The 13213-nt window shown below is 64.5% G+C and carries 1 protein-coding gene; it reads right to left on the reverse strand.

The annotated features are described in order from the left end of the window. Positions 1 to 124 precede the first annotated feature (124 nt). On the reverse strand, positions 125 to 13111 hold the full coding sequence (locus BW979_RS21860; RefSeq protein ID WP_076385673.1) for a non-ribosomal peptide synthetase: 12987 nt from the start codon (positions 13109 to 13111) through the stop codon (positions 125 to 127). Positions 13112 to 13213 lie beyond the last annotated feature (102 nt).

Consider the following 13213-nt stretch of genomic DNA (forward strand, 5'->3'; position numbering starts at 1 on the left):
CTTTGCGGTGTTAGTAATGACGCCATCGCGAGCAGGCTCGCTCCCACCGGGGATTTGCGTCGATCACAAATCCATTGTGGGAGCGAGCCTGCTCGCGATGAGGCCTCTTATAGACGCCGCAGAACTACAATCCTTCCAATTGCGCCATCAAATCATTCAACCGATCCACCTTCTCCTCGGTGATTTCACTCGCCGCCAGCCCATCGATGTATTCGGCCAGTTCCTGCACCGTGCTGCACTCGAACATCGCCCGCAGCGGCACATTGCGTTGCAGGGCCTTTTGTACCCGCGAGGCGATTTGCGTCGCCAGCAACGAGTGGCCGCCCAGTTCGAAGAAATTGTCTCGCACCCCCACCCGCTCGACCTTGAGCACCTGGGCCCAGATGTCCGCCAGGGTCTGCTCCAGCTCATTGCCTGGCGCCTGGTAATCCTGGCTGTGCAACTGGCCGATTTCCAGGGCCGGCAAGGCGTTGCGGTCGAGTTTGCCGTTGGCGTTGAGGGGCAAGCGCTCAAGCCACAGCCAGTGCAGCGGTACCATGTACTCCGGCAGTTCGGCGCGCAGACGCTGCTTGATGCGTTCCAGGCGTTCGGTCGGCTTCAATGCCGAATCGGCGGCGACCAGATAGCCCACCAGATGCTTGCCGTTGGCGCCTTCCTGCACCCCCACCGCGCCATCGCGCACCTCGGGCTGTTCATGCAAGCGCGCTTCGATTTCCCCCAGTTCGATGCGGTAACCACGAATCTTTACCTGATGATCGATGCGTCCGACGTACTCCAGCACGCCATCGCGACGCCGCCGCGCCAGGTCACCAGTGCGGTACAAGCGCTCCCCTGGCGCCCCAAACGGGTTGGGCACAAACACTGGGGCAGTGCGCAATGGATCACTGACGTAACCGCGCCCTACCCCGGTGCCTGCCACGCACAACTCGCCCACCGCACCCAGCGGCACCAGGTCCAGCGCACCATCAAGCAAGTACAAACGGTTGTTGTCGGTGGGCGTACCAATCGGCAGGTAGCTGCCACGGGTCGAGGCCATGTCGACCCGGAAGAACGCCACGTCATCGGAGCATTCCGCCGGGCCATAGGCGTTTACCAGGCCAATGTCCGGGTAACGCAACAACCATTGATGGGCCAGCTCCGGCGGCATCGCTTCACCAGTGGGCAGCATCCAGCGCAGGCCGTCCAGGCCGATGCGGTCCTGGGCGAGCATGCCCTGGATCAGTGACGGCACGCTTTCCAGCACCGTGATGGCCTGGCGTTGCACATGCTCGAGCAGCCCTTGCGGGTCGTGGGCGATAACGTTGGGCACGATGTCCACCCGGGCGCCGAACAACGGCGCGGCGAGGAACTGCCAGACGGAAATGTCGAAACTCTGGGAGGCGGTCTGGGCGATCACGTCAGTCTCGCTCAAGGCCAGGTACGGCACCTTGCTGAGCTGGTTGTTGAGCATGCCGCGTTGTTCCACCATGACGCCTTTGGGCAACCCGGTGGAGCCCGAGGTGTAGATCACGTACGCCAGGTTGTCCGGGCCGCTGTAGATGCCAGGGTTTTGCTGCGAAACATCGCTGGCCTGGATACTTTCCCACACCAGCAACTTCGGTCGCCCGGAACAGGCGAACTCGTCCAGCAGCGCCAGCGCCTGGGCATGACAGGCCTGGGTGCAGACCAGCAGCGGCGTGCGGCTCAGCTCAATGATGCGGCTCAGACGCTGACTCGGCAGGCCTGGGTCCAGCGGCAGGTAACCGGCACCGGCCTTGAAGCTGCCGATGATCATGCCGAGCAGGTCCAGGTCGCGCTCGGCCAGCAACGCCACCGGTTGATCGAGGCCCACGCCCGACGCGATCAAGGCATGGCCGAGGCGGTTGCTCCGTGCATTCAACTCGGCGTAGCTGTACGTCCTGTCCAGGCAGGTGGCGGCCACCCGTTGCGGATGGGCCGCGACCCGGGCCTCGAACAGCTCGACGTAACTTTGCTCCAACGCATAGGCACGCTCGCTCTGGTTGCAGCCTTCGATCAGGAAGTCCTGCTCCTGGGCGCCAATCAGCGGCAGCTCGGCCATGTCACCGTGAAAACCTTCCATCAGTGCCAGCAGCAAGCGCTTGAACTCACCCAGCAAGCCCTGGACAGTGGATTCATCGAAGTAACGCTGGTCGTAGGACAGATGCAACCCCAAGTCATCCCCCGGGTAGCAGACCGCCGTGAGCGGGAAGTTGGTGTGGGTGCGGCCCGAGTCAGAGGTGGCGTTGAGGCTTTGGGCGCGATCCAACACCGAAACTTCCACCGGCGCGTTCTCAAACACGAACAGACTGTCAAACAACGGTTGGCCCTTGGGCAGTTCGCTGACTTCCTGGATGCTCACCAATGGCAGGTATTCGTACTCGCGCAGTTGCATGTTGCTGTCGAGCAACTCACTGAGCCATTGGCGCACACTGCAACGCTGATGATCGTCGGGCATCCGCACGCGCAAGGCGATGCTGTTGATGAACAGGCCGACGGTGCGTTGCATTTGCGGCAGTTCCACCGGGCGTCCGGCCACGGTGACGCCGAACAGCACGTCCCGATCGCCGCTCACCCGCCGCAGCACCAGCGCCCACGCGGCCTGGGCGAAGGTGTTGACCGTCAGTTGGTGAGCCTGGGCCAGTTCGCGCAACCGGGCACCGTCGTGGACATCGAGGCGGGTGTAGCAGTCACCGACAATCATGCCGCCGCTGTCACCGGCGTGTTCACGCAGCAACGGCCGGTCGGTGGGGATCGGCGTGGTCCGTTCGAAACCTTGCAGGTTGCGCGTCCACCATTGCCGCGCCTCGGCCAGACTCTGGTGTTGTAACCAGCCGATGTAATCGCGATAACGCGGCGGCTCGGCCAGTCGCGGTTCGCGGTGTTCGCCAAGGGCGGTGTAGATCTCGAAGAAATCCTCCATCAGCAACGAACGGCACCAGGCATCGATCAGGATGTGGTGGTTGCTCATCATGAACCAGTAACGCGCCGCGCCAACCCGGATCAGGCGCAAGTGGAACGGGGCCTGGTTCAACAGATCGAAACCGGCCTCGCGCTCGTGCTTGAGCAACGCCTGGAGTTTGGCGTCCTGCTGATCCTCGGGCACTTCACACCAGTCCAGATAATCCACTGGCGTGCTGCCAGGCTTGTGGATGATTTGCAGCATTTCTTCGCCGACATTCCAGCAGAACGACGCGCGCAAGGCTTCATGACGAGCGATCACGGCTTGCCAGGCTTGAGCGAAACGTTGCCGATCCAGTTCGCTGTTGATGCGGTAGCGGTCCTGCATGTAGTACAGGCCCGTGCCTGGCTCCAGCAATGTGTGCAGCAGCATGCCCTCCTGCATCGGCGTCAGCGGGTAGACATCTTCGATCTGCGCGGCCGGCACCGGCAGGCTGTCGAGTTGGGCCTGGGTCAGTTTCGCCAGGGGGAAGTCCGAGGGCGTCAGGCCGCCCGCCGCGTCCGTCAGGCAATGTTCGATCAGGCCCTGCAGCTCATCGAGATAGGCATCGGCCAGCGCAGCGATGGCCTGGCGGTCGTGCCGCTCAGCGCTGAACGTCCAGCGCAGCACCAGCTCGCCGCCGCTGACCTGACTGTCGACACTCAGCTCGTTGGGCAGCGGCGCATCGGGGTCGTGGATCGCCCCCAACGCAGCGTCCAGCGGCTGGAACAGCGCGTCGTGGCCCAGGGTCTGATCGAGCTGCCCCAGGTAGTTGAAGGTGATCGCCGCGTGCGGCAGGCCGGCCATCGCCTGGCGCGTCGCGGCGTCAGCCAGGTAGCGCAGCACGCCGTAACCGAGGCCCCTGTGAGGCACCGCGCGCAGTTGTTCCTTGATGGCCTTGATCGAGGTGCCGAGGTCGTCACCCGCCGGGCTCAGGCGCAACGGATAAACGCTGGTGAACCAACCCACCGTACGGGTCAGGTCGATGTCGTCGAACAGCGCCTCACGGCCGTGCCCTTCGAGCTGGATCAGCGCCGATTCGTGGCCGCTCCAGCGACACAGCACCCGGGCCAGGGCGGTGAGCAGCAAGTCGTTGACCTGGGTGCGGTAGGCCCGCGGTGCCTGTTGCAACAGTTGCCCGGTGCGCTCGGCGTCCAGGCGCACGCTGACGGTTTCAGCGTGACGTTCCTCAAGCCCGCCGTCAGGATGGGCGCAGGGCAGCGCCACATCCGGGCCGCTCAACCGCGCTTGCCACCAACCCAGTTCCTCGCGCAGCGACTCGCTGCCGGCGTAGGCCTGCAAGCGCGCGGCCCAATCCCGGAACGGGCTGGTCTTGGCCGGCAGGTCTGCGGTTTGCCCGGCGCTGATCTGGCGGTAGAGCGTTTGCAGGTCATCCATCAATACCCGCCACGACACACCATCAACGACCAGGTGATGGATCACGATCAGCAGACGTTGGCGGCCATCGGGCAACTGCGCCAACACCGCGCGCAGCAAAGGCCCGCTCGACAGATTCAGGCTGCGCTGCGTCTGGGCAAACACCGTTTCACAGGCCTGCTCACTCTCCACGTCCACCTGCCGCAACAGCGCCGCTTCGGACAATGGTCGGTGCTCGGCGCACCAATGCCCGGCCATGTCGGCAAAGCCCAGGCGCAACGCATCGTGCTGTTGGAAAACGCTGCGCAATGCCTGTTCCAGCACGGAGGGTTGCAGGGTAATGGCCGGCTCCAGCAACAACGCCTGGTTCCAGTGGTGACGGTTGGCAATCCTGCTATCGAAGAACCAATGCTGGATCGGCGTCAGCGCCGACTCACCGGCGAGCAGCCCCTGCTCAGCGCTCACTGACTGACTGTGGCTGGCAACACAGGCCAGGGCCTGCACGGTCTGGTGCTGGAACAGGTCGCGGGGCGTGAAGTGAATGCCCTGTTGCCGGGCACGGCTGACGACCTGGATGGACAGGATCGAGTCGCCGCCCAGTTCGAAGAAGTTGTCGTTCAGGCCGACCTGCTTCACGTTCAGTACGTCGCACCAGATCGCCGCGAGGGCCTGCTCCAGGGCACTGCTCGGTGCCAGGTAATGTTGGCGATTGAACTCAGGATCCGGCATTGGCAAGGCACGCCGGTCGAGCTTGCCATTGGCGGTCAGCGGCATGCTCGCCAGCAGGATCAGGTGGGTGGGCACCATGTAGTCCGGCAGTTGGGCCTTGAGGTGATTTTTCAGCGCTTCGCGCAGGGCCGCTTGTTGCTCGGTGTCCTGTTCAACGACGTCGGTCACTAGGTAGCCGGCCAGTTGCTTGCCGCCCGGCAGATCGAGCGCCAGTACCACCGCCTCGCGCACGGCGTCATGTTCCAGCAGGCGGCTTTCGATTTCCCCCAGTTCGATGCGGAAACCGCGGATCTTCACCTGATGGTCGATCCGTCCCAAATACTCCACCTGACCATCGACGCGCTGGCGCACCAGGTCACCGGTGCGGTACAGCCGTCCGCCATCGGCGGCAAACGGATCGGCGACGAAGCGTTCGGCGGTCATGCCCGGACGCTGGTGATAGCCCTGGGCCAATCCCGCGCCGCCGACGTACAACTCCCCGGTGGCGCCTTGGGGCACCAGGGCCATGTCGGCATCGAGGATATAGGCCACCCGCGCGCCGACCACGCTGCCAATCGGCACACTCGCCGCGCCCTCTTCCAGTTGCTCAGGGGCCAGGCTCGCCAGTGGCATGACCACGGTTTCGGTCGGGCCATAGGCGTTGAAGAACAGGCTCGGCTTGAACGCCGCCCGGATGCGTTGCAAATGCTCGCCGGTCAGGGCTTCGCCACCGGTGATGCACATGCGCACCGGCAGGGTTTGTCCCTGGGTCGCCAGCCATTGCGCCAACTGGCTGCCGTAGCTGGGGGTGAAGCCGAGGATGTTGATGCGCTGTTCGCGAATCAGCCCGCAGATCTGTTCGGCGTCCCACTGCCCTTGTGCGCGCAGCACCACCTGGGCACCGCTGAGCAGCGGCACCAGCAGGCGCTCGGTGGCGGCGTCGAAGTTGATGGAATAGAAATGCAGCTCGCAATCGTCCGGGCGCATGCCGAAACGCTGGATCACCGCCTTGCAGTGCATGGCGATTTCACCGTGGGACACCACCACGCCCTTGGGCTTGCCAGTGGAACCTGAGGTGTAGATCAGGTAGGCCTGATGCTGCGGCAGGTTGATCAGCGGCGGTGCCTGGTCCGGGTAGCCGGCCAGGGCCGGGCTATCGTCCTCCAGGCACCAGCCCTCTACACCGGCCGGCAATGGGCCCAAGGCCTGGAACATCGCCCGGTCGCTGAGCAGCAGACCGAGGCCACTGTCTTGGATCATGTAATGCAAACGGTCCAGCGGGTATTCCGGGTCCAGCGGCACGTAGGCGCCGCCGGCCTTGAGGATCGCCAACAGGCCAACGACCATCTCCAGCGACCGTTCCAGGGCCAGGCCCACCCGTACCTGCGGCCCGACGCCGCGCTCGCGCAGCATCCAGGCCAGACGGTTGGCACGGCGTTCGAGTTCGGCGTAACTCAGGGTCTGCCCGGCAAAGGTCAGGGCCGGTGCGTCGGGGCGCGCCAGGGCCTGTTCGCTGAACAGTTGATGGATGCATTGATCCAGGCGGTGTTCGCCGGGTTCGACGCCGAGGCTGTCGAGCATCTGTTGCTGCTCGCGGGCATCGAGCAACGGCAATTCGCTTAGCCGCTGGGTCGGATCGGCCAGCAGTGCCTCCAGCAGATTGCGCCAGTGTCCGGCCATGCGGGCGATGCGCGGTTCGTCGAACAGGTCGGTGCTGTAGGTCAGGCAGCAACCCAGGCGATGGTCCAGGTCGGTGACTTCCAGATTCAGGTCGAACTTGGTGGCCCGGGCATCGTTGGCCAGGTATTCGACGCTCATCCCGGCCAGCGTGCGGCTCTGCTGGAACTCCCAGCGCTGCACGTTGCACATCACCTGGAACAGCGGGTTGTACGCGGCACTGCGCGGTGGTTGCAGGGCTTCGACCAGATGATCGAACGGCAAATCCTGATGGGACTGGCCTTCGATCACCGTCTGACGCACCTGCTCGAACAACTCAGCCACCGACATTTGCCCGTCGAGCCGGCAGCGCAGCACCTGGGTATTGAGGAACGCACCGATCAGCCCTTCGCTTTCCGGACGGATGCGGTTGGCCACCGGCGCGCCGATGCGCAGGTCGGTCTGGCCGCTGTAGCGATAAAGCAGCACGGCCAGGGCGGCGGTCATGGTCATGAACAGGGTTAAGCCCTGTTGCGCGTTGAAGGCGCGGACTCGGGAGGCGAGATCATCACTGAGGTCGAATCGGAACAATTCACCGCGATGGCTTTGCACCAGCGGACGCGGACGGTCGCCCGGCAATTCGAGCAACGGGTGTTCGCGACCCAGTTGTGCGGTCCAGTAGTCCAGTTGCCGTTGACGCTCGCCAGACTCCAGCCACTGGCGCTGCCAGACGCTGTAGTCCAGGTACTGCACCGGCAAGGGTTCCAGTGGCGATTCACGGTCGTCGATAAAGGCTTCGTACAGCGCACTCAGTTCCCGGGCAAAAATATCCATTGCCCAGCCTTCGGTGACGATGTGGTGCAGGGTCAGCACCAGGTAATGTTCCTGCTCGGCGGTCTTGACCAGACAGACCCGCAGCAATGGCCCGGTTTCCAGGTCGAAGGGTTTGTGGGCTTCGCTGTCGGCCAGTTGCTGCACCCGCTGTTGGCGAATATCGACGGCCAACGTCGAGAAATCTTGCCAGTCCATGCGCAGGCCGGTGTTGGCGTGCACCTGTTGCCGGGGCACGCCATCGACGCTGGGGAAAGTGGTGCGCAGGGTTTCATGGCGCAGGACCAACGCCTGCAACGCCGCCTCGAAACGCCCGACATCCAGCACCCCGCGCAACCGCGCCATGCCGCCGACGTTGTAGGCCGGGCTGTCGGGCTCCATTTGCCAGAGGAACCACATGCGCTGCTGGGAATAAGACAACGGCACCGGTTGGCTGCGATCGACCTTCTCGATCGGCGGTTGCCGGTTGGTCTGGCCGCTGGCCTTTATCAAGCGCACCTGTTCGGCGAACGCACCCAACTCGCTGGCCTCGAACAAGGTGCGCAACGGCAGCTCGATATCGCAGGCCTGGCGGGTGCGGGAAATGATCTGGGTCGCCAGCAGCGAATGACCGCCCAGTGCAAAAAAGTCGTCCCGCAGACCGATGCGGTCGAGCCCCAGCACGTCGCGCCAAATGCCAGCGACCTGCTGCTCGAGGGCACTGACCGGCTCGACGTGTTCACGTACTTGCCAGTGCGGTTCGGGCAAGGCACGACGGTCGAGTTTGCCGCTGGGGCTCAGGGGCATGGCGTCCAGGCGCAGCAATTGCGCGGGCACCATGTAGTCCGGCAGTTCGGCGGCCAGGGCGGCGTTGAGTCGGGCGTTTTGGAGGTCCTGATCTTGCCCGACATCGCAAGCGGTGTAATAGCCGATCAGTTGCGGGCCGGCCGAGGTCTCGCGTACCAGCACCGCCACTTGGGCCACGCCGTCCTGGGCCAGCAGCCGCGCTTCGATTTCCTGTGGTTCGACCCTGAAGCCGCGCAGCTTGACCTGTTGGTCGAGACGGCCAAGGTATTCGATCACGCCATCGGCGCTCCAGCGCACCCAGTCACCGCTGCGATACAACCGCGTGCCCGCCACGCCCAGCGGGTCGGCGATAAAGCGCTCGGCGCTCAAACCCGGACGCCCGAGGTAACCCCGAGCCAGCCCCAGGCCGCCGATACACAATTCACCCGACACACCGGCGGGCACGGGGTTGAGTTCACTGTCGAGCACGCGGCACACCACATTGCCCAGCGGCCGGCCGATGGGCGAGCGCTCGCCGTCGGCGACGCTGCAATGCCAGTGGGTGACGTTGATGGCGGTTTCGGTCGGGCCATAACGGTTGTGCAATTGCGCCGACGGCAGCTGCGCCAGCACGCGGTTGCGCAGTTCGGCCGGCAAGGCCTCACCGCCACAGAAGACCCGGCGCAGGCTGGTGCAGCGGGCGCTCAGGGGCTCGTCGATAAACAGGCTGAGCAGCGGCGGCACGAAGTGCAGCGTGGTCACGCCAAATTGCTGGACCAACTGCGCGATGCGGTGCGGGTCACGGTGTTCGCCAGGGCCGGCCAGCACCAGTTGGCAACCGGTGATCAGCGGCCAGAAACACTCCCACACCGACACGTCGAAACTGATCGGCGCCTTTTGCATCAACACATCGGTTTCGTCCAGCCCGTAAGTGTCCTGCATCCATTGCAGTCGCTCGGCCAGGGCGGCATGGGTGTTGCCGACGCCTTTGGGTTGGCCGGTGGAGCCGGACGTGTAAATCACGTAGGCCAGGTGATCGCCATCCAGGTGCAAGCCCGGCGGGTTGCTCGGCCATTGCTCCAGGTGCAAGGCATCCATGGCGATGACGCTGACGCCCTCGCAGAGGGGCAAGCGTTCAAGCAATGCAGTTTGCGTCAGCAGCAGATCGACGCCGCTGTCCTTGAGCATGTAGGCCAAACGCTCGGCCGGGTAATCGGCATCCAGCGGCACGTAGGCGCCGCCGGCCTTGAGGATCGCCAGGACACCGATGAGCAACTGCGGCGAACGCTCGGCGGCAATCGCCACGCACACGTCCGGACCGACGCCTTTGTCGCGCAGGTAATGGGCCAGGCGATTGGCCTGGGTGTGCAGCTCGGCGTAATCCAGGCAGCCATCGTCCCACAGCAGCGCATTGCGTTGCGGCGTGCGCCGGGCCTGCTCGTTCAACAGCTCCGGTAGCCATTGGCGGGCCGGCGCGCACGGGGCCGCGCCCCACTGCTGCTGTTGGGTGTATTCATCGGCGCTCAATAACGGCACATCGCCGATGGCCTGCTGCGGATCGGCACAGACCGCGTGCAACAGGTTGCAGTAATGCATCGCCAACCGCGCGATGGTCGGCGCCTCGAACAGCTCGTCGGCGTAGTCGAACGACAGCGTCAGCCGGCCGTTGCGATCCTCTTCGCTGTGCAGTTGCAGGTCGAACTTGGCTTCGCGGCTGTGCCACGGCAACTCCTCGGCCAACAGCCCCGGCAAACGACGCAAGGCGCTCAGGTCTCGCTGTTGATGGTTGAACATCACCTGGAACAGACCTTGCTCGCGCGCCTGGGGGAACGCTTCGAGCAGTTGTTCGAACGGCAGGTCCTGATGGGCCTGGGCACCGAGCGTGGCCTCCCGGGCCTGGGCCAACAGCGCGGCAAACGGCTGGCGCGAATCGACCTGCCCGCGCAGCACCTGGGTATTGATGAAAAAGCCGATCAGCCCCTGGGTCTCCAGGCGTGGACGGTTGGCGTTGGGCACGCCGATGCGGATGTCGGACTGATCGGTGTAACGCTGTAACAGCGCCTGGAAGGCCGCCAGCAACAGCATGAACGGGGTTGCATCGTGGGCCTGGGCCACTTGGCGCAAGGCATCGCCGAGGCCTTTGTCCAGGCGCAGGCTATGGCGGGCGGCGCTGCGCTGGCGTTGCGCACTGCGGGGATGGTCCGTGCTCAGGGCGAGGGTCGGATGTTCGTCGCCCAGTTGCTGTTTCCAGTATGTCAGTTGCCGCTCGGCCTCCCCTTGAGCCAACCACTGGCGCTGCCAACTGCCGTAGTCGGCGTACTGCAACGGCAACGGCGCCAGCGCGGCGACCTGCCCCTGGCATGCAGCAGCGTACAACCGGGAAAACTCATCGATCAGTACGCTCATCGACCAGCCGTCGGCGATGATGTGGTGCAGCGTGACCAACAATTGGTGGTCACCCTCATCGAGACGCATCAAGGTGACCCGCCACAGAGGGCCCTTCTGCAAATCGAACAGCAGCGCCGCTTCATCGTCACGCATCTGCCGCGCCTGGGCTTCGCGCTGGTCGGCGGGCAGGTCGCTGAGGTCGATCACGCGCAGCTTGAACTCACCGGCCGGATCGACCTGTTGCAGGGCGACCCCCTCGCGCTCCAGAAATCGTGTGCGCAGGGCTTCGTGGCGTTCGAGCAGTTGCTGGAAACTGGCCCTTAGTGCGTCTTCGTCCAACTCACCGCGCAGGTGCAAGCCGCCGGGGATGGTGTAGGCGCTGCTCGCCGGATCCAGTTGCCAGGTGATCCACAACCGATTCTGGGCAAGGGATTGCGGCAACGCTTCGTGGCGCGGCAACGGGCTGATCACGCCTTGGGCCTCGCCACCTACCTGTTGCTGATTCGCCACCGCTGCCGTGAACGCTGCGAGGGTCGGCGCTTCGAACAACAAGCGCAGATTCAGCGCCAGCCCCAGCCTTTCTTGCAGCCGCGCGACCACTTGAGTGGCGGCGATGGAGTTACCGCCCAACAGGAAGAAATGATCGTCGCCATGGACGTGTTCAATCTGCAACTGCTCGCACCAGGCTTGGCCGATCAATGTCTGCAACGGCGATGACGAGCGGGCGTCAGGGCTTGCTTCAACCTCGACTGAAGGGAACTGCGCATAGCTGTCGAGACTGCCGTCGGCCCATCGGGTCCGGCACGCCGAGCGTTGCAACTTGCCGCTGGAGGTCTTGGGCAACGCGCCCGGATTGAGCAACACCACCACACTCGGCGCTTGCTGACAGGCTTCGGCCACCGCCTGGCGAATGGCTTTGATCAACGCTTCGGGTGGCAGGATCTTCTGCACGCTGCGGCTGATTTCCGCCGCGATGCCGATGCCTTCCTCGCCGCCAGCGTCGACCGCGAACGCCGCCACCCGGCCCTTGCGCACGACTTCCACTTCCCGCTCGATGGTTTGCTCGATGTCCTGGGGGTAGAGGTTATGACCGCGCACAATCATCAGGTCCTTCAGGCGGCCGGTAATGAACAGCTCCCCCTCACGCAGGAAACCCAAGTCGCCGGTGCGCAGCCAGGTGCAGCCATCGTACTGGACGAATGTCTTGGCGCTGGCCTCAGGGTTTCGCCAGTAGCCATGCGCAATGCTCGGCCCGCAGGCCCAGACTTCGCCGACCCGGTTGTCGGTCAGCGGCTGCAACGTGTTGGGCTCGACGATCAGCACCGCATGCCCGGGCTGGCTCACGCCGCAACTCATCACTGTACTGCCCTGCCCTGGCTCGGCACGATGGTGCGCCAGTGCCGTGTTGTCCATTTGCAACGACGGGATGCCTTGACTGCGCGGTGTGCCCGCGACGAACAAGGTCGCTTCAGCCAGGCCATAGGACGCCATGAAACTGTCCGGCGTGAAGCCGCACGGCGCGAATTTCTCGGCAAAGCGTTCCAGACTGTCGAGACGGATCGGCTCGGAGCCTGAATAAGCCACGCGCCAGCCGCTCAGGTCGAGGCGCTTGAGGGCTGATTCACTGACCCGCTCGCTGCACAGCCGATAGGCGAAGTCCGGGCCGCCGCTGATGGTGCCGCCGTATTCGCTGATCGCCTCCAACCAGCGCAACGGCCGGGCTAGGAAGTACGCGGGCGACATCAGCACGCAGGGCACGCCGCTGAAAACCGGCTGCAACAGGCCGCCGATCAGGCCCATGTCGTGGTACAGCGGTAGCCAGCTGACGATCACGTCGTCAGGGTTCAGATCGATGCCGAAGCCGTGGCGGATCAATAATTCGTTGGCCACCAGGTTGCCATGGCTGACCTGCACCCCCTTGGGCAATGCGGTGGAGCCGGAGGTGTATTGCAGGAAAGCGATGTCATGGTCCTGCAGATTCGGTTGCAGCCATTGCCCGGCGCGGGCCGGATCAAGGGTATCGACGCACAGCACCGGCGGTGCCGACTCGATGGCTTGCAGCGGCTCGCGCAGATCGCTGCGGGTTAGCAACAGGCGCGGCTCGGCATCGGCAATGATCGACAGCAGGCGTTCCTGGTGGTGGCGACGGGCGGACTCCGGCGGATAGGCCGGCACCGCGATCACACCCGCGTACAGGCAGCCAAAAAACGCCGCGACGTAGTCCGGGCCACTGGGAAACAGCAAAACCGCACGGTCACCGAGCGCCGCTTCGGCCTGCAAGGCGGCGGCGATGGTCCGGGCACGCAGGTCCAGGTCGCGATAACTCAGTACAACACTTTGCTCCGGGACGTCGGCAAGGAAGCGCAAGGCCACACGGTCCGGCGACAACGCGGCGCGGCGCTGAAGGGCATGAGCCAGGGTGCTGGGGAGTTCGAACGCGTCGGTCATGAGGTTTCCTGCCTGAAATTCGGCTTGCTAGTGGTATCTGGTGGCCTGCGGAATGCGGTTCGGCATCGGGACTGCCGCCCGAAACCTTCATCCCTGAGAACG

The sequence above is a fragment of the Pseudomonas sp. A214 genome (genome assembly GCF_900156295.1).
GTDB classification, from domain to species: Bacteria; Pseudomonadota; Gammaproteobacteria; order Pseudomonadales; family Pseudomonadaceae; genus Aquipseudomonas; species Aquipseudomonas rhizophila.